The organism is Mycobacterium sp. 3-98 (assembly GCF_035918355.1).
GTDB classification, from domain to species: domain Bacteria; phylum Actinomycetota; class Actinomycetes; order Mycobacteriales; family Mycobacteriaceae; genus Mycobacterium; species Mycobacterium intracellulare.
In genome coordinates, this window is the sequence record NZ_CP142360.1 from 1601269 (window position 1) to 1618858 (window position 17590).

Genomic DNA, 17590 nt, shown 5'->3' on the forward strand with positions numbered 1-17590 from the left:
TTAACGTGGGCGGCGTAATGCCCGACTCAGTGAATGCGCGAGCCATGAGTATCGATCAAAAGCCCTCGGATCCCAGCACTTATGTGCTGGGGCATGTCGATGCCGAGATCAGGCGTCTGCTGTTGCAGGGCAGTCTGCACAACGACTTCACCGAGCACGTGCTGCGGCTGGCGGGCCTGCGCCCGGGCATGCGGGTGCTGGATGTGGGCTGCGGACCTGGTGATGTGTCGTTCATCGCTGCGCGCCTGGTCGGGCAGCAGGGCGCGGTACTCGGCGTGGATGCGGCCGCCGACGTCGTCAGGCTCGCCCGCTCCCGTGCCGCACAACAAGGCCTGCGCACGATCAGGTTCGAGGCGACCGCGATCACCGACATCCGTTTGGACCGGCCGGTAGACGCCGTAATCGGACGGTTGATCCTCATGCATCTGCCGGACCCCGTCACCGCGCTGCGTCACCTGGCGTCGATGGTGCGTCCCGGTGGCCTCATCGTATTCTGCGAATCCGATATCAACGGGGTTTACAGCGTGGCCGAATTGCCGCTGTGGCGGGCCGTAAAGGACTGTTTTGCCAAAACCTTTGAGGGCGTGGGCCTCGACGCGGCGTTCGGGGCGAAACTCCACACGGTGTTTCGGTCCGCCGGCCTGGCTCCGCCGCGGCTGGCGCTCGGCGCACCGCTGGGTCCGGCCGACGACCCCGACATCCTGACTTACGTTGTGGAGACCTGGCGATCGATCTTCCCCGTGGCTCAACAGCAGGGTCCAGTCCCGGATGAGCTGGCCGAGCTAAGCACGCTCAGGCGGCGCTTGCAGGACGAAGCCGCCGCGGCGCAAGCGATCATCGTCCTGCCGCCGCTCGTTTGTGCGTGGGCGAGGGCATAGTCTCTGCGGCACGCGAGCCGCAACACGGTGTCGGACTGAGCTTTTCGCGTGGCCAACGCCGCCACGGCACGTTCCACTACTAATCGGGAGACACGAAGAGTGACAAGCGAACGTATTGCAGCACAACCCACCGGCGAACTGCGTGCCCTCGGGTTGCGGGAGCGTTGCTTATACCGCTATTCCGAACGTAACCCATTGCTTTTCGTACTGGTCGCCGAGTTTGACGTAGCCCTCGACCCGGACCTCGTGGGTGACGCGCTCGATGCCGTGCAACGTCGGCATCCGTTGCTGTCGGCCCACGTCCACGAGGACCACGAGCTGGGTCCGGTGTTCTATCGCGCCGACCCGGCGACACCGATCGAGCTCAGTATTCATCGAGATCCCGACCAAGGTTGGCACGTGTTCGCCGCGCAGGAACTCGCCCGGCCCTTCGGGGTCGCGACGGTTCCGTTGATGCGGGCGACACTTCTGGCCCGACGGACGACCTCGACGCTGCTGCTGACGTTCGACCACGTCATATCCGACGGGATTTCGTCCGTCGCAGTGCTCGACGACCTGCTGGCCGCGCTCAATGGCGAATGGCTGCCGGTGCTGCCGGTACCGGAGTCGCTGGAAGACCTGGCCGCGCGCAGATTCGAGGCCAGCGACATCGGTGATGTATCAGCCGAACTCGGTGACCCGCGGATGGCCGTGCCCACGCGTATCCGCCCCTTCGATGCCACACCGCCCTATGTGCATGGGGTTGTGATGGACCGCGGCGCTACCGCGCACCTGCTCGAGCGCTGCCGCAACGAAGACACTACTGTGCACGCCGCGATCGTGACAGCCGCCTCCCGTGTGCGTAGCGCTGAGTGCGGCGACGACTTCGTCCGCGCGTACAGCCCGATCAATGCCCGGGAGCTTGTCGCCCAGGAACCCGGCTGTTGCCTATGCATTTCGTTCGCATGCACCGGGATGGCACCAGCGGACGGTACCGCGTTTTGGCGTCAGGCGCGCGAGACCGGTGACCGGTTGAAAGCCATGAGGTCGCCCGCCGGACTGATGCTCGGTTCTGCCGTGATTGAGGACAACTTCCCATTCGACGCCGACTGTGACACCGCAGAGCAATTCCTTTGCACCCATTTACCCTCCGAGCTGACGATCACCAACCTCGGCGTGCAAGCCATGTCGCGTGTTCGGCCGATTCGACCCCGAACCATCTGGGGCCCAGTCGTATTGACGCAGATCGAACGGGAATACGTCACCGGGGTCGTCACCTACGATGGCCACCTGCGCATGGTCACATGCGGCTATACGCCCACCGAGCGCTTCCTCGAGGCCGTGCGCGAGACGCTCACGGACGCACCGGGATACCCGCGGTAGCCGACCCCCATCGGCCGTTCGACGATCGTCGATGGCATCCACGGCCTGCGGGCATGGCCTGTCTCCAGACGAGCCGCCCGCACACCTCGCTGCCCAGGTCGCATGCGCGATCCGGCCAACCGCCCGCGTGCGTTGGGTAGCTCGGTTTGCTCTGGACTGCATAGCGTTAGCCCATGGCGAGTCCGGTAGTTGCACCAAGAGGCCGGCCCCTGCGATGGGCTGCCGATGCAAAGCAGTGGGGAGTGTGTGGAATCGTGCGAATCGCATATGCGGACACGGAAATATCTGAGGGACCGCGGCATCCACGTGATACGAGACGGCGCGAACCGTCACAGAGTGCGGACGTGGCCCGGGCGCTGCTCGCATCGGGAATCTTCAGCAAGACTGATCCTCGCGCGGTGTCCGGTTGGGCGAAGCAGTTGGCGGCCGTCCGCTTCCCGGCGGGGTACGCGATGGTCCAAGATGGCAACTTCGGCAATCGTCTGCATGTGATCATCGCCGGAAGAGTCAAAGTTTGCCATCGGCGTGCGCGCGGATGTGAGTTCGTGCTCAACATTCTGGGCCCGTCCGACATACTGGGCGCGATAACATTTTTCAGCGCCGGCGCGGAGTACCTGACGGCGACGACCCTTACCGAAGTCGTCACCGTGCCGATCGAACGCGATCAATTCTGCGGATGGATGACTGAGCACCCTGAGGTCGCCTGTCAGATGCTGCGCCTGTTGGCGCGGTGGACGAAGACGACGACGGATTGCCTGGTTGACTTCGTGTCGGAAGACGTCCAGGTGCGACTCGCGAGTCGGCTTTTGTTCCTACGGAAGAGGTTTGGCTTGCAGGAGGGTGACGCCGTGCGGGTGGTCCACAACCTGACACCAGAGGACTTTTCTCTTCTTGTCGGTATCCCGCGCGAGACGGTCGGGCAGACGCTGCACGAATTCGAGGAACGCGGCTGGATCCGCCTGGAAGACAACAGTCTGGTGATCGTCGATGCCCAAGCCCTTATGTCGGTGCGGCCATGGAGCGAGTCGGAGGTATGCGGTGCTTGACCGATTCAGGTTAACGGAATTGGGGGCGCGCGTGCTATGCGCGCCCATGGCGGGCGGACCCTCGACGCCCGCGTTGGCGGCGGCCGTGACCAACGCTGGCGGGCTCGGGTTCCTCGCGGCCGGCACCTCGTCCGCCGAGGATCTGGCTGACGCCATCCTTGCTGCGAGGAAGCTGACCTCCGGCGCACTCGGAGTGAATCTCTTTGTCCCCCAGGTATCAGTGAGCGCGTCCGAACAGCTCACTGCGTTCGCCGCGACGCTGGAACGGGACGCTGAATACTATGGTGTGGCCCTCGGTGAACCGCGTCATGATGACGGCGAGTGGGACGCCAAGCTCGAGGCAGTCTGCGATTTGCGGCCCGAAGTGGTGTCCTTCACGTTCGGTTCACCCAGCGTGGGGCAATGTCGCCGTCTCAGCCATGCCGGCATCTTGACTCTCGCCACCGTGACCACCATCCGGGAAGCGGTGATCGCACTCGGCTGTGGAGTGGACGCCCTGGTGGCCCAGGGGCCCGACGCCGGCGGGCATCGGGCGACCTTTGATCAGGTCGCCGCGCCGCCCGACACCCCACTCGATGATCTGGTCGCGGCCCTGGTCGCCTGCTTTGACTGTCCCGTCGTGGCCGCCGGAGGCGTGGGGACCCGCGCTGACGTGCGCCGGCTTCGCGATGCCGGAGCCGCCGCGGTGCAACTCGGTACGGCGTTCCTGCTCGCAGACGAGGCCGGCACCGACCCTGTGTATCGCGCCGCATTGCGCGATCCGCGGTTCACCGAGACGGTGCTGACGCGTGCGTTCACCGGACGCTACGCGCGCGCGTTGCGCAACCGATTCATCGACATGCACGAGGGCGACGCGCTTTTCGGCTTTCCCGACGTTGCCACGATGACCGCCCCGATCCAGGCGGCCGCGATGAAGGTGGGCGACCCGCACGGCATCGGCCTCTGGGCGGGCACCGCGTTCCGCACAGCGAGAACGGGTTCGGCCGCCGACATCGTGCGCGCGCTGGCGGGCTGATCGATGACCATCGAACACGGCCGCGACAAAGTCGCGATCATCACCGGCGCATCACGGGGAATCGGTGCGGGTTTGGTCGACGCATACCGCAAACGCGGCTACGCCGTCATCGCCAATTCGCGTGCCATAACCGCTTCGCCCCATCCCGAAGTCGTCACCGTCGCTGGCGATATCGCTGACGCCAGTACCGCTGAACGCCTCGTGATCGAGGCGGTCGCGCGCTATGGCCGCATCGACACTCTGGTCAACAACGCGGGGGTCTTCGTTCCCAAGCCCTTCATTCGGTACACGACCGAGGACTACGCGCGGGTGACGTCGGTGAATGTGCTCGGATTCTTTCACCTCACTCAGCGCGTCATCGCTCAAATGCTCGCCCAGGGCCACGGCGGCCACGTCATCAACATCACCACCGCTCTCGTCGACCAACCGCAGGCCGCCGTCCCGGCGGCGCTGACAGCGCTCACCAAAGGTGGCCTGGCGGCAGCAACCAAGGCACTGGCCATCGAATACGCCCGCAACGGAATCCGGGTCAACGCAATATCTCCCGGAGTCATCGACACGCCGATGCACGTGGGCGTCGACGCCTGCGCCGCCTATGCCGGAATGCATCCCCAGAACCGGATCGGTGCTGTCGCCGACGTCGTGAACGGGGCGCTCTACCTGGAGACGGCGCCCTTCGTCACGGGCGAGGTCCTCCATATCGACGGCGGACAAAGCGCCGGCCACTAGCGACCGAAGGATGACTATGCCGACTCATGCGCGGCCGGACGTGGACCACGAAATGGACCGGCGTGTGCGCGCGAACCACGAGCGCCTCGCCGCCGCGCTGAAGCAAGACTACGACTTCATCGTCTGCGGTGCGGGCTCGTCGGGCTGCGTCGTCGCCCGCCGGCTGGCCGAGGACCCAACGGTGAGCGTGTTGTTGCTGGAGGCCGGCGGCGGCGACGACATGCCCGGTGTCACGGAGTCGCGTCTTTGGCATACGAACCTTGGCGGGGTGACGGATTGGGCTTTCGTGGCCGGACCCAACGAACACCTCAACGGCCGGACGCTGCCGCTGTCGATGGGCAAGGTGCTCGGTGGGGGCTCGAGCATCAACCTGATGGCCTGGGTCCGCGGTCACCGGGCGGATTGGGATTTCTTCGCCGCCGAGTCGGGGGACATGGCGTGGAGCTACGCGTCGGTTCTCGACATCTATCGCCGTATCGAGGATTGGCACGGCGCCCCCGACGGCGCATATCGGGGAAGGGGCGGGCCGATCTTCGTGCAACCCAAACCCCACCCCCATCCCGCTAGTGCCGTGGTGCTCGAAGCCGCCGGCTGTCTGGGCATCTCGCGCTTCGACCATCCGAACGGTCCGATGATGGAGAGCAAGGGCGGGGCCGCGATCTTCGACGTTACAGCTCGCCACGGCAACCGACAATCGGTCTTTCGCTCCTACACATATCCCTACATGGACCGGCCGAATCTGACCGTGCTGGCTAACGCATTGGTGCGCCGGGTGATCATTGATCGCGGCCGGGCGACGGGCGTCGAGATCTGTCACCGCGACGAAGTCAGGCGATTTCATTGCGGCACCGAGGTCGTGCTGTCGATGGGCGCAATCCATACCCCCAAGGTCCTCATGCTGTCTGGAGTCGGCGACCAAGGCGGGTTGCGTCCCTTGGGCATACCCGTGCAACAGCACCTGCCCGGTGTCGGTCAAAACCTGCAGGACCACCTTGGCTTCTCATGCATCTGGGAAATCCCCGCCGGCCCTCCTGCCGAGCAGCCGGGCGACGCTGTCATGCTCTGGCCCGGTGACGACGGCTCGGACAAACCGCAGCTGTTTGCCTGCCAAGGGGCGCTCCTGATGACCACGCCGGAGAACAGCGCCCGGTTCGGCCTGCCCGATAACGGCTGGACCATGTTGGGCGCGATCACGCATCCCAAAAGTCGCGGCCATATCGAGCTGACCAGTCCCGATCCGAATGCTCCCGTTCGGGTCATACACAACGGCCTATCGCATCCCGACGATCTGCGCCTGGCCGTGAAATGCGTTGAGGGGATGCGCAGAGTCGGCAATTCCGCGCCGTTGCACAGGTATTTCACGCGTGAGGTCATGCCGGGCGATCTCAGAGGCGAAGATCTCGCGTCCTACCTGCGTGACGCCGCGGTCACCTATTGGCACCTGGTCGGTACCGCCAAGATGGGACGCGATCAGCTCGCCGTCGTCGACGGCAGTCTCAAGGTCTACGGAATCGAAAACCTGCGCGTCGCCGACGCTTCCATCATGCCCAGAATCACCAGCGCCAATACCATGGCGCCCTGCGTGGTCATCGGCGAGCGTGCGGCCCAAGCGATCAGGGCGGAGCATGGGCTCGCGGACACGTCCGAACGTTTTATGCCGTCCAAACGTGGTTCATAGCAATGCTATTAGAGATCGCCATACCCAGATGCGTCGTGTCCCTTTCGATCACGAGGCAGACCATCGTCCCCCCCAATAGAAGGCTCGCATGCGCGGCCGTGATGTTCACCAGAAGCCGTCCGATGAGATCGCGGACGGATCACCTTGCCGGCGGCGCAGTTGGTCACCGGCGCGAGCCCGAGGGGAGTAGGGAATGCCTACCGATGCGTTCGAGATGGCCTTGGTTCACCGAGTTTTCCGCGACCAGCTCCAACTCGCGCCCCAGCTGATCGGCTCGGTGCGACCCGGCGACCGGAGGCGCCGGAAGGTGGTAGCCGGCCACATCGCCAACGTTCTGGCGGCGTTGCATCACCACCACATCGCCGAAGACGAACTGCTGTGGCCGACGCTGCACGCCCGGGTACCACTGCGCGCAGAAGACGTCCACCGTATGGAGACCGAGCACGCACTGATAGCGAAGTTGGCGGGCAGTGTCGAACGATGGCTGGCCCAATGGATTGCTACAGCCGATTCGACTCCGTCCCAATCGCGGGCCGCGGAGGCGTTGATCTCTGAGATGACGTCGCTCGCAGATCTGGTCGGTGACCATCTCAATGCCGAAGAGGAACGGGCCGTTCCGCTGATCAACGAGAACGTCACCGACGCCGAGTGGCGCGCGGTGACGGAGCGAGGCGCTGCCTTTCTCAACGGCCGCAATGTGTGGTTCGGTATCGCCTTTGTCGGAATGGCTCTCGAGGCCAGCACAACCGAAGAGCGGCGACGCTTCCTGGCCGGCATGCCGCCGCCGCAGAGGTTGCTGGTGAGGTTGTGCGTACGACACGTTACGGCCCGCTATCGCGCCCGAGTTGAAAGCAGAACGTAGCCCGGCGACGCGGGACCAGCCGAGTCGCCGCTCTCCTACGCGGCGATCACCGCGTCGTCCGGCTCGCGAAGGTATCCGCGCTGAATCGCGAAATTCGCCAGCAACTTTCGCAGGTTCTGACGCCCCCGGTGGATGCGAGACATGACCGACCCCAGCGGCATGTCGAGCACGGCCGCGATCTCCTTGTACCGCAGCCCTTCGACGTCGGCGTAGTACAGAGCCATCCGTTGCCCCTCGGGAAGTTTCTGTAGCGCCTCGCGAACCTCGTCGTCGCCGAGCAATTCGAGCGCTTCGCATTCCGCCGACAATTGACCGGTGTGCGAGTACCGCGTCCGGACCGAGACGGAGACATCGCCGATTTCGCCGGACAACCACTCGTTCGGCCGTCGGGATGCGGTGCGGTGGTTGTTGATCCAGGTGTTGTTCATGATCGTGAACAGCCATGCGCGGATGTTGGTGCCGGCCTTGAATGAGGGGAATCCCGCGTAGGCCCTGAGCATGGTTTCCTGGACGAGATCTTCCGCGTCCGCATGCGTCCGGGTATACCGGCGCGCCGCGCGATACAGCTGATCGAGCAGCGGCAGTGCCTCGTGCTCGAACCGCGCAACGAGATCGTCGACACCCCGGGGGTCCGGATGCGTTGCGGAGGACGGCATGATCGTCACCTCGTGATCGTCGGGTGTGGGCAGGTACTTCCATCAGACCTCGCCAAAGCCATCTTGTCCAATGAACGGTTGTGATCTGTTCTATCTCTAGATGAGATGACTGGTTGCCACGCAATCAAAGCCGCTGGTCCGGTGTTCCATCGGTCGACGGACTGCACGTGAAACGGGACACACAAAGGCGTGTGGTGTCACAACAAGCCGAGCCACGGTGTCCTAAGGCATAGAGACCCACAGAAACCCACGAGGAGGTTCGGTCATGAAAAACAAAACCACGCAACCACTTTCGTTCCGCAAGCACCGGGTGGTCGTGATCGGCGGCGGCTATTCGGGCGCCTTGGCCGCCAATCGGTTGCAACAGCGCCCCGATGTCGACATCACGGTCGTCAACGCCCGGCCGATCTTCGTCGAGCGCATCCGACTGCATGAGATGGTTGCCGGCAGTGGCGAGGCCACGAGGGATCTGGCGGCCATGCTCGGCAAGACCGTGCGATTGATCGTCGGCACGGTGGAGCGCATCGATTTCTGCCACCGCCGCGTGGAGTTGGCGTCGGGCGAAACGCTGCCCTACGACTACCTGATCTATGCCGTCGGCAGCACCGGCGCGGTACCGGCCTCGGTGCCGGGGGCGCATGAATTCGCCTACCCCATCGCCGAACTCGAACAGGCCGAGCGAGTGCGCGCGGTCCTCGCCGGCTTACCGGCGGACGCTTCGATCTGCGTCGTCGGCGGCGGATTGACGGGGATAGAGGCGGCCTCCGAACTCGCCGAACAACGACCCACGGTCCACGTGACGCTGTTGTGCGGCGGGACCTTGGCCCCATCCATCGGCGAGAAGGCCCGCCGTTCCGTGCGGCGACAACTCACCCGTCTTGGCGTCGAGGTGCTCGACGACGCCGTGGTCGCGGAAGTCGACGCCGGCTATGTGCGCTTGACCGACGGGCGTGAGCTGCCCAGCGCGCTGACGGTGTGGACCGCCGGCTTCGGGGTGCCCGAGCTGGCCGCCCGCAGCGGACTGAGCACCGACGGACTGGGCCGCCTGGTCACGGACGAAACCCTCACCAGCATCGACGATCCCCGCATCGTCGCGGCGGGAGACGCTGCGGCACCGAGTAATCAACCGCTGCGGATGGGTTGCCAGGCGGCGCTTCCGCTCGGCGCGAAGGCGGCGAATACGGTGCTCGACCGCATCGAGGGCAAACAGCCCGGTGTCATCAACCAGGCGTTCGTCGGGCAGAACATCAGCATCGGGCGCCGGCACGGGACGATTCAGTTGTCCTACCGCGACGACACGCCCCGACGAATCTATCTGGTGGGCAAGCTGGCGGCCTCGGTGAAGGAATTCGTCTGCCGCAGCACCGTCAAGGTGATCACCAAGGAAGCCCGCAAGCCCGGCGCCTTCCGCTGGCCTTCCGGGGACCGGGACGCGAGGGCGCCTCAGGTCGTCCGGCAAGCCGCGCCCACGGCGTGAGGCGACGGTGGCGTGCGCCGGCCGAGATCGCGCGCACGCCACCGTTCACCTATACGCGCGCCCAGGCGCCGATCAGCGCCGGCGTGATCGTGATGGCTTGCGCGGCGGCCGCTTGATCGAGCAACCGCTGCGCAAGCGTGTCCAGATCGGCCAGCTCCTCCGAGACCAGGCCCGCGCGTTCGGCCACGGGCAGCATCGAACGCCACGTCTCGGCCAGCTGAATCGCGACGTCGGTGTCGCCGCCCACCGCGCCCAGCCGCACCCGTGGCGCTCCCAGGCCGGCGCGGCGAAACACCGCGTCCAGCTTGACGCCGAAGGTTGTGTCACAGCCCGCGTACCGAAAGGCCTGGACGACACTGTCCACCAGCGAACGCCACAGCGGCAGGTCCGGCAGGCTGCCCGCCACCGCCGAGTTCATTTCGCAGAAGGCGATGACGCCGCCGGGGCGCACCATCGTGGCGAGCCGGCGCAGCGCTTCGACCGGATCGGGAAGATACATCAGGATCATTCGTCCGATCACCGCGTCGACGGGCTCGTCGAGGAAGACATCGGCGATCGCGGTCGCTTCGAATCCGACATTGTTCAGACCGTGCTCGCGGGCCCGGGCGCGGGCGAACTCGATGATGTCCGAGGAGGCATCCACGCCGAGCACCCGTCCCGTCGGCCCCACCAGGCGCGAGGCGATGAACGACACATCGCCGGGGCCGCAACCGATGTCGAGCACCCGCATCCCGGGTCGCAGGCCCGCCAGCTGCAGCACGTAGGTGGTGTAGTCGTCATACAGCCTGCCCTGCAACAGGAGCCGCCGGACTTCGCGATCGACGTGACCCAGCACGTAGCTGCCGTCATCCGGCCCTTGAAAGCTTGGTGCGTTGCTCATAGACGATTCCGAGTCACTTTCTGCGTCGTAGTTGTGGCGCGGGTTCTTCCCGACCTACCTCCCCATAACCCCGGCAACCCTGATTTGAATCCGCTTGCCGACGACTGGTCGGATACTTTACGATCCGTTAAATGAAGGTCGAAACACGCAAGTTCTACGAGGAACTGGGCTACCCCGAACAGTGGCTCGGAGAGGCCGAGCGGTATCGGGCGGAAGACGCCTATGTGATGTTCGATCCGGACTGGGCCGAACCGCTTCCGCCCATACCGGAGGAGACCGTCGATGTCATCGTGCGGGCGAACGCCGGGCAACGGCCCGACGCGCCGGCGATCGTCTACCTCGGTCACACCATCACCTACGGCGAGTTGCACGCCCTCGTCGGTCGCGCGGCCGCCGTGCTGCAGAGCAACGGGGTGCGTCGCGGGGACGTGGTGGCGGTGATGGTGCCCACCTCGGCGATGCACTGGATAGTCTTCTTCGCTCTCGCGCGGCTCGGCGCCGTGCATTGCGGCGTCAACGTCATGTACCGCGCCGACGAGCTTCGGTTCGTGCTCGACGACGCCGAGCCACGGGTCATCGTCTGCCTCGACAAGCTGCTGCCCGTCGTCGAGCGGGCAACGGTTGGTGCCGCGCGCACGAGCGTGTTCACGGTGTCGATCGCCGATCTGGCCGATCCCGGCTTCGCCCCCTATCCCGGCCTGGACGCATGGTGGCCCTCGTCGGACGAGGCTGAAAACTCCTCGGCGCCAAATCTTCTCGACCAGATGATGAAGACCCGCCCGCGGATGCATCCCGCTGAGGTCGGCGACGTGCGCGTGGAGGTCGGCCAGATCGTCTACACGGCGGGCACCACCGGTCGCCCGAAAGGGGTGCTGCAGAGTCACTACAACCTGATTCACAACGCCATCACCCACACCGCGGCCATGCCGGGCGTGAGCACTCCGGTCACCGTGTCCATCCTGCCGCTGTTTCACACCGGTGGCTTCTTCGTGTACTCGCTGCCGACGTTCGTTCGCGGCGGCACGGTCATCCCGCGTCCGTTGTTCGAGCCTGGCGACTTCATGGGGTGCGTCCAGCAGCACGCCGCCAATGTGCTCTTCGGTCCGCCCACGCTGTACGCGGCCCTGGTGCAGCGCGGTGTGGAGCGCGCCGCCCTGCGGGGGGTGCGAATCTGCGCGACGGGCGCGGCGCCCATCCCCGCCGACTTGCCGCGGCGGTGGAAGGCGATGAGCGGACTCGACCTGCACGGCGGATGGGGGATGAGCGAACTCAACAGCCTGGGGACGTTCAACGCCCTGCCCGGCAAACCGACCCCGGATACGCTCGGAGTGCCCGTCGTCGGGGAGGTCCGGGTGACCGTCGACGGGCGCGTCGCCGCACGGGGGACCAACGGCGACATCGAGTTTCGCGGCCCGCAGGTGTCGCGGGGCTATCTCGGCCGGCCCGAGGACACCCTGGAGAGCTTCGGCGCCGACGGGTGGCTGCGCACCGGTGACATCGGCTACGTCGACCACGCCGACGCCCTGCACTACGTCGACCGCAAAAAGGACCTTCTGGTGATTTCGGGTTACAACGTCTCTCCGGCGGAGATCGAGGCGACATTGCTGCGGCATCCCCGGATCGCCGAGGCCGCCGTCGTGGGCGAGAGCGATCCCTATCGCGGTGAGATTCCCGTCGCGTTCGTCGTCGGCGACGTCACGCCCGCCGATGTCGACGCCCACTGCCGCGCGCACCTGGCGGCGATCAAGGTGCCCCGCCGCGTCGAGATCGTGGCGTCGCTGCCGAAGAACTCGATGGGGAAGACTCTCAAACGTGAACTGCCGACACGACGGACGGGGGAGTGATGCCGAACGCGAACGAGCTGTCGGTGGCGGCGCGGCGTCGCCGCGAGCGCGAACGCAACGCGCGACGGGACAGCATCCTGGCGGCCGCCCAAGAGACCTTCAGCACCCGCGGGTTCGCCGGTTCCACGATGGAGGAAGTGGCGCTGCGCGCCGAGATCACCAAACCGACGCTCTACGGTTACTTCCGCACCAAGGACGAACTGCTGCTCACGCTGATGCTTCCGGTCTTCGCCGACATCGGTTCGCAACTGCAGGCGCTGCAGCGCGACCTCGAGGCCGGCGCGATCGGCAGCTGCCCGCAGCTGATCGGCCACTTCCTCGACGCCGTCCTCACGCCGTACCGCTCCGACCCCGAGCGCTTCCGGCTCACCCAGCTGCTGCACCAGACACGGCTGGTCGAGACGCTGGACCCGGACACCCTTGCGGCGCTTGACACCCAGGGTCGAAAGGACTTCACCCTGGCGCGCTCGATCCTTCGGACCGCCGTGCAACTCAAACTGATTCGCGACGTGCCCGTGGCCCCGCTGGCCGATGTCATCTGGGGCATCGTCGTCGGCACCATCCAGGTCGAGGACATCAAGAACCGCACCGGCGGCCACGCCCAACACACCGCGACCCTGCAGCTCGCCGCCGACCTGCTCGCCGCCGCGCTCGATCCGGCGACCGAGTCGGGAGATCCGCGTTGAGCGAGGACCTCGCGGACAAGGTCGCCATCGTCACCGGGGCCGCCCGCGGGATCGGCGCCGCGATCGCCCGGCGCCTGTCGGCGGCGGGCGCCATCGTCGTCATGGCCGACGTCGACCGCGCCGAATTGCGTTCGGCGGCAGCGCAACTTGCGGGCCCGTCAACCGCCGTGGCCATCGATCTCACCGCCGCCGGCGCGCCCGACGCCGTGGTCGACGCCGCGGTGCGGGCCCATGGCCGGTTGGACATCGTGGTCAACAACGCCGGATATACCTGGGACGGCCCGATACACACCATGTCGGACGAGCAGTTCCAGGCCATGCTCGACATCCATACCGTCGCGCCTTTCCGGCTGCTGCGCGCGGCGGCACAGCCGATGCGCACCGCGGCCAAGGAAGAGCTTGCGGCCAAGAGGCTTTCGCATCGCAAGGTGGTCAACGTGGTCTCGCTGGCCGGACTGATGGGGCAGGGCGGCCAGGTCAACTACTCGGCCGCCAAGGGCGCGACCATCGCCATGACCAAGGCGCTCGCCAAGGAGTGGGGGCACCTCGGCATCAACGTCAACGCCGTGGCCCCCGGCTTCATCGAAACCCGGCTGACCGCAGCCACCGATGCCGGCGACCGCATTGAGGTGGCCGGCCGCGCACACCAACTCGGCATCTCCGCGGCGGTGCGCCAAAGCGCGTTGGCCACCAATCCGTTGGGGCGCGTCGGATCGCCGGCCGAGATCGCCGAGGCCGTCGCGTGGCTGGCCTCGCCCGCTTCGGATTACGTCCAGGGCCACGTGCTGACCGTCAGCGGTGGCCAGATCGGGGGCATGACATGGTGACTGAATCCAACGTCGTGAAATACGAGGAGCGAGGGCACGTCGCAGTCGTCACCCTCGATAGGGCGGAGCAACGCAACGCGTTCGACCGCGAACTCTCCGCCGCCACGCTGGCCGCCTGGGACCGCATCAAGGCGGACCCCAACATCCGTGTCGCCATCGTCACCGGCGCGGGTCCGGCGTTTTCGGCCGGCGCGGACTTGAAAAAACTCATCCCGCACATTCGCGCCGCCAGCGACGAGGACAACCGCCGCCGGGCCTGGGAAGGGCCGGGGTGGGCGGGAATCTCGGGTGGCTACACGATCAACACCCCGATCATCGCCGCCATCAACGGCGACTGCATCGCCGGGGGGCACGAGCTGGCGGAGTTCTGCGATATCCGAATCACCGTGCCGCATGCACGCTTTGGGCATCAGGAGATCAAGTGGGGTCTGATGCCCGGTGACGGGGGGTGTTCGCGATTGCCACGCATCATCGGGCTGGGCCGGGCGATGGAGCTGATCTTGACGGGACGGATCTACGACGCCGAGGAAGCGCTCCGAATCGGTTTCGTCACCAAGATCGTCGACCCGCAGGAGCTCATGCCCGAGGCGCTCGCCCTGGCCGAGACGATCGCCTCCAACGGTCCGTTGGCGGTGCGCGCCGCCAAGCAGACGATTCTTCGGGGCATCGGCCGGCCGTTGAACGACAACATCCCGTTCGAGACGGAAACCTTCAGCTACCTGTGCAAGTCCGACGACTGGACCCGGGGCCAACGCGCGTTCCTCGCGGGCGAGACACCCGACTTTCAGGGACGGTAGACGCGCCGCGGTCAACGGTCCTGTGCGGCGGCGTTGCCGTGCACCCGCTTGGCGTGGGAGGCGAACGCCCGCTTGCCCAGGCGCGGTATCAGGATTCGCCCGGCAAGCGGTGCATCGTCGAGCGCTCCCTTGACGACGTCGGGGTCGCCCTCATGCATCATCAGACCGAAACACAGCAGCAGGTCCTTGGCCGAGAAGGAGTGCATGCCGTGCTTTGCCATCTGCTTCCACTCCTGCGCCGTGACACAGCGTTTGGCGAGCGGAAGGACCTGCTCTTCCTCCATCACGGTGTGCTCGACGAGCACGGTGAACAGATGGTCGAACACATCGGCAAGGTTGGCTCCTCGCCGCGCGGTCGCTCGCCAGATCGGCATCAGTTCGGCCGCCCGCGCCAGAGCGGCGTCGATGGCCGCGTGTTGCTCCTGCATCGCGGCCACCACAACGGTGGCCTGTGTCCCTGCCCGTTCGCGCAATATCGGCCACAGAACGGCGTCTTCGGCCTCGTGGTGCACGTGAAGCAGGCGGCACAGCAGGTCGGCGTGCGCGGCGACGGCTGCCGCGCGTCTGGTGTCGCCCCGGACGACACCTTGGAATAGTCCTGGCATGAGGCGGAATTCGCGCCGAAGCGTGTCGTGCATCAGGTACATGTCACGCACGTCGGCCATCGCGGGGGCCGCGGGGAAGGGTTCGTGCCTCCTACCGAGTTGAGCCATAGCCGGAAACTCTCCTTGCGTTGCGGGGATACCAATGCTCGTCGTTGGGTATGCGCATCATTTCGCGCGCGCCTCGATCACGCTGTGTCCCAGCGGGTTACGATGGATCGCGCTGCGCCGCAGGCCCGCGCCCTGCAGCAATGCGTCGAACTCGTCCAGCGTGCGTTCCCGACCGTCCTGGCACGACGTCAGCATGTTGAGGTCCATCAACGCGGCGAAACCCGGGTCATCGGGATCGCCCATGATCCATTCGACGATAACGACCCGGCCGCCGGGTTCCATCGCTTCGCGGCACCGATCGAGGATGGTGACACAGTGTTCGTCATCCCAGTCGTGCAGGACCATCTTGAGCAGATACAGGTCTCCGGGCGGCACCGCCACGAAGAAGTCACCGCCGACGGCGTCAAGCCGCTGGGCCTGACCGCTCGCCGCGATCGACTGGGCGACCTTCTCGGCAACATTGGGTCGGTCGAAGATCACGCCGCGCAGTTGGGGATTGCGCCCCTGCAGCTGCCGCAGCAGGCTGCCGGTGGCGCCACCGACGTCGATCGCGCACCGGACGTCGGTCGTGTCGAGCCGGTCGGCGACGTCGCCCGCCCAGTGCACCGTCAGCGCCGCCATGAGATCGGAGAACTCGCGCCCCTGCTCCGGGTTTTCTTCCAGGAAGGTGAACAGGTCTGTTCCCAGTGCGGTGGTCGCCGGTTGGATACCCGTTCGGATCGCGTCCGCCAGTAGCCGCACCGACAGCGTGTGCCATGGGGCGGTGAATCCCATGATGATCGGATGAAGCGATCGTGGCGCACCGCTCTGCATCGCCTCGAGCAGCGGCGTGCTCTCGAACAGTCCCTGTCCGGTCGACCTGAGCATGCCGATGGCCACGCCCGCCCGCATCAGGCGGTAGGTGCGGTCGGGCAGGCTGCCCTCGCGCGCGGCCACCTCCGCGGCGGTCAGGGGACCGTCGGCGAGGTGGTCGGCCACCGAGAGCGTGGCCAACGCGCGCAGGATCTGGCTGCGCCAGTGGCCGTAGACGGTGTCGAGCACCCGTGCCTCGATGTCCGCCTGGTCGAGTTGTGTCGATTCCCCCTGTGGCACTTGCTGTCTCCTCGAGTCGTGTCCGGTGCATGGTCAGTTGCCTACACCGAACACCACCCGGGAAGAATTAATTGCACACCGTCCCGCGGGCGTGGATGTCGACAGCGGGGCGCGAAAGATGCTGCTGGATAAGGCTATTTGTCCTTGGACCTGCGTCGCGGCCGCGGCGCCGCCGCGAGTAGCATCTCGGCGAGCTTGGTGGCGGCCGGCGCGATCTGCGCTCGCCCACCCGTGGCGAGGAAGACCGGCCACACGATCTCGGGCTGCAACGGGACCGCGCGCAGGTCCGGAAAGCGGCCGGCGTCGCTGGCGGGCATGAATATGGTGCCCAGTCCGTGCTGCACCAAGCCGGCCGCCATCCAGTAGTTGACCGCCGCTTCATAGGGTGTGCGCGGCGTGACGCCGGCGGCCCTGAATGCGTTCTCGACGACGCGGCGCAAGCCGAATTCGGCGGGGAAGCCGATCAGGTCCTCGTGCGCGAGTTCGGCGATGGCGATGTGCTTGCGTTGCGCCAGCCGATGGTCGGGCCGACAGACGAAGAGCATCGGCTCCTCGCAGAGGAGCCGCATCTCGACGCCCGCCGGGAACCGATCGGGTGCCGACACGAACGCCAGGTCGAGCGAACCGTCGGCAATGGCCGAGACGTGCGGCATCGAGCCAGTCGGGCTCAGCCGCAGGATGATTCGGACGAACGGGTACGTGCGGTGAAAGTCCCCCAGGATCTTCGGGACATCCAGCGGGCCGAAGGATATGAGCGATCCGATCTCGACGGTTCCCGACAGCTCGCCGCGGTAGTCGTCCATCGAATCCTTGGCCAGCCGGGCGGTGTGGATGACGCGGCGCGCATGCTCTCGAAACAGCTCGCCTGCCGGGGTCATCTTGATCTGCTGCTTGGATCGGTCGAACAGTTCGACGCCGAGTTCCTTTTCCAGCTTGCTCACCGAGGTGGACAGGGCGGACTGAACGACGTGGACTCGTTGCGCCGCACGTGAAAAGTTCATTTCGCTCGCGACCGCGATGAAGTACTCCAGTTGGCGCAGTTCCATCC

Annotated in this window: 17 protein-coding genes; 12 read left to right on the forward strand and 5 right to left on the reverse strand. The window is 66.1% G+C overall.

Translation table 11 applies throughout. From position 1 onward, the window contains the following. The first annotated feature begins 44 nt into the window (after positions 1 to 44). The 7 genes from QGN30_RS07835 to QGN30_RS07865 all read left to right on the forward strand — a co-directional run bounded on the left by QGN30_RS07835 (position 45) and on the right by QGN30_RS07865 (position 7570). Positions 45 to 878, forward strand: coding sequence for a class I SAM-dependent methyltransferase (locus tag QGN30_RS07835; protein ID WP_042792099.1), 834 nt, complete (start codon positions 45 to 47; stop codon positions 876 to 878). A gap of 99 nt (positions 879 to 977) precedes the next feature. After that, a complete protein-coding gene (locus QGN30_RS07840; protein ID WP_157742838.1) occupies positions 978 to 2240 on the forward strand; it encodes a condensation domain-containing protein in 1263 nt (420 codons plus the stop codon). A gap of 344 nt (positions 2241 to 2584) precedes the next feature. Continuing rightward, positions 2585 to 3286 (forward strand): Crp/Fnr family transcriptional regulator, encoded by a 702-nt coding sequence (locus QGN30_RS07845; protein ID WP_051472963.1) that lies wholly within the window; start codon positions 2585 to 2587, stop codon positions 3284 to 3286. A 46-nt stretch (positions 3287 to 3332) separates the two neighbouring features. Next, on the forward strand, positions 3333 to 4301 hold the full coding sequence (locus QGN30_RS07850; protein WP_042792098.1) for an NAD(P)H-dependent flavin oxidoreductase: 969 nt from the start codon (positions 3333 to 3335) through the stop codon (positions 4299 to 4301). A 3-nt stretch (positions 4302 to 4304) separates the two neighbouring features. Then, complete coding sequence (locus tag QGN30_RS07855) at positions 4305 to 5030, forward strand: SDR family NAD(P)-dependent oxidoreductase (protein ID WP_042792097.1); 726 nt, start codon at positions 4305 to 4307, stop codon at positions 5028 to 5030. Between the two features lie 52 nt (positions 5031 to 5082). Further along, positions 5083 to 6708, forward strand: coding sequence for a GMC family oxidoreductase (locus tag QGN30_RS07860; protein WP_051472984.1), 1626 nt, complete (start codon positions 5083 to 5085; stop codon positions 6706 to 6708). Positions 6709 to 6901: 193 nt separating this feature from the next. Then, positions 6902 to 7570, forward strand: a complete 669-nt coding sequence (locus QGN30_RS07865; RefSeq protein WP_051472962.1) for a hemerythrin domain-containing protein — start codon at positions 6902 to 6904, stop codon at positions 7568 to 7570. Positions 7571 to 7605: 35 nt separating this feature from the next. Here QGN30_RS07865 and QGN30_RS07870 read toward each other — a convergent pair whose 3' ends face one another. After that, positions 7606 to 8226, reverse strand: a complete 621-nt coding sequence (locus QGN30_RS07870) for a sigma-70 family RNA polymerase sigma factor (RefSeq protein ID WP_051019801.1) — start codon at positions 8224 to 8226, stop codon at positions 7606 to 7608. 265 nt (positions 8227 to 8491) lie between these two features. Here QGN30_RS07870 and QGN30_RS07875 point away from each other — a divergent pair, with 265 nt between their 5' ends. Next, a complete protein-coding gene (locus QGN30_RS07875) occupies positions 8492 to 9703 on the forward strand; it encodes an NAD(P)/FAD-dependent oxidoreductase (RefSeq protein WP_042792096.1) in 1212 nt (403 codons plus the stop codon). A gap of 49 nt (positions 9704 to 9752) precedes the next feature. On the opposite strand, the gene QGN30_RS07880 is transcribed toward QGN30_RS07875, so the two are convergent. Next, positions 9753 to 10583 (reverse strand): class I SAM-dependent methyltransferase, encoded by an 831-nt coding sequence (locus QGN30_RS07880; protein ID WP_014385662.1) that lies wholly within the window; start codon positions 10581 to 10583, stop codon positions 9753 to 9755. Between the two features lie 131 nt (positions 10584 to 10714). On the opposite strand from QGN30_RS07880, the gene QGN30_RS07885 reads away from it, so the two are divergent. Genes QGN30_RS07885 through QGN30_RS07900 form a run of 4 tightly spaced genes read left to right on the forward strand, consistent with a single transcriptional unit; the run spans position 10715 to position 14737 of the window. After that, positions 10715 to 12427 (forward strand): class I adenylate-forming enzyme family protein, encoded by a 1713-nt coding sequence (locus QGN30_RS07885; protein ID WP_042792095.1) that lies wholly within the window; start codon positions 10715 to 10717, stop codon positions 12425 to 12427. Continuing rightward, positions 12427 to 13113: a TetR/AcrR family transcriptional regulator gene (locus QGN30_RS07890; RefSeq protein WP_051472961.1), complete on the forward strand. Its 687-nt coding sequence runs from the start codon at positions 12427 to 12429 to the stop codon at positions 13111 to 13113. Before QGN30_RS07885 ends, QGN30_RS07890 begins: the two co-directional genes overlap by 1 nt. Continuing rightward, positions 13110 to 13940, forward strand: coding sequence for an SDR family NAD(P)-dependent oxidoreductase (locus tag QGN30_RS07895; RefSeq protein WP_042792094.1), 831 nt, complete (start codon positions 13110 to 13112; stop codon positions 13938 to 13940). Before QGN30_RS07890 ends, QGN30_RS07895 begins: the two co-directional genes overlap by 4 nt. Further along, positions 13934 to 14737: an enoyl-CoA hydratase/isomerase family protein gene (locus tag QGN30_RS07900; protein ID WP_042792093.1), complete on the forward strand. Its 804-nt coding sequence runs from the start codon at positions 13934 to 13936 to the stop codon at positions 14735 to 14737. The genes QGN30_RS07895 and QGN30_RS07900 overlap by 7 nt, the downstream gene beginning before the upstream one ends. Before the next feature lie 11 nt (positions 14738 to 14748). Here the strand turns inward: QGN30_RS07900 and QGN30_RS07905 are convergent, their stop codons facing one another. From QGN30_RS07905 to QGN30_RS07915, 3 genes are all read right to left on the reverse strand, one after another. Continuing rightward, positions 14749 to 15402 carry a hemerythrin domain-containing protein gene (locus QGN30_RS07905; protein ID WP_248923214.1) on the reverse strand — a complete coding sequence of 218 codons (654 nt, stop codon included), beginning with the start codon at positions 15400 to 15402 and terminating at the stop codon, positions 14749 to 14751. A gap of 105 nt (positions 15403 to 15507) precedes the next feature. Beyond that, entirely contained in the window at positions 15508 to 16542 is a 1035-nt protein-coding gene (locus QGN30_RS07910) for a methyltransferase (RefSeq protein WP_051472960.1), read from the reverse strand. A gap of 134 nt (positions 16543 to 16676) precedes the next feature. Then, positions 16677 to 17588: a LysR family transcriptional regulator gene (locus tag QGN30_RS07915; RefSeq protein ID WP_042792091.1), complete on the reverse strand. Its 912-nt coding sequence runs from the start codon at positions 17586 to 17588 to the stop codon at positions 16677 to 16679. Positions 17589 to 17590 lie beyond the last annotated feature (2 nt).

Excerpts from the sequence above, each read along its gene's own strand:
- QGN30_RS07835 (WP_042792099.1), top strand. The coding sequence starts at position 45 with ATGAGTATCGATCAAAAGCCCTCGGATCCCAGCACTTATGTGCTGGGG.
- QGN30_RS07850 (WP_042792098.1), top strand. The coding sequence starts at position 3,333 with ATGGCGGGCGGACCCTCGACGCCCGCGTTGGCGGCGGCCGTGACCAAC.
- QGN30_RS07855 (WP_042792097.1), top strand. The coding sequence starts at position 4,305 with ATGACCATCGAACACGGCCGCGACAAAGTCGCGATCATCACCGGCGCA.
- QGN30_RS07860 (WP_051472984.1), top strand. The coding sequence starts at position 5,083 with ATGGACCGGCGTGTGCGCGCGAACCACGAGCGCCTCGCCGCCGCGCTG.
- QGN30_RS07865 (WP_051472962.1), top strand. The coding sequence starts at position 6,902 with ATGCCTACCGATGCGTTCGAGATGGCCTTGGTTCACCGAGTTTTCCGC.
- QGN30_RS07870 (WP_051019801.1), bottom strand. The coding sequence starts at position 8,226 with ATGCCGTCCTCCGCAACGCATCCGGACCCCCGGGGTGTCGACGATCTC.
- QGN30_RS07875 (WP_042792096.1), top strand. The coding sequence starts at position 8,492 with ATGAAAAACAAAACCACGCAACCACTTTCGTTCCGCAAGCACCGGGTG.
- QGN30_RS07880 (WP_014385662.1), bottom strand. The coding sequence starts at position 10,583 with ATGAGCAACGCACCAAGCTTTCAAGGGCCGGATGACGGCAGCTACGTG.
- QGN30_RS07885 (WP_042792095.1), top strand. The coding sequence starts at position 10,715 with ATGAAGGTCGAAACACGCAAGTTCTACGAGGAACTGGGCTACCCCGAA.
- QGN30_RS07890 (WP_051472961.1), top strand. The coding sequence starts at position 12,427 with ATGCCGAACGCGAACGAGCTGTCGGTGGCGGCGCGGCGTCGCCGCGAG.
- QGN30_RS07900 (WP_042792093.1), top strand. The coding sequence starts at position 13,934 with ATGGTGACTGAATCCAACGTCGTGAAATACGAGGAGCGAGGGCACGTC.
- QGN30_RS07905 (WP_248923214.1), bottom strand. The coding sequence starts at position 15,402 with ATGGCCGACGTGCGTGACATGTACCTGATGCACGACACGCTTCGGCGC.
- QGN30_RS07915 (WP_042792091.1), bottom strand. The coding sequence starts at position 17,588 with ATGGAACTGCGCCAACTGGAGTACTTCATCGCGGTCGCGAGCGAAATG.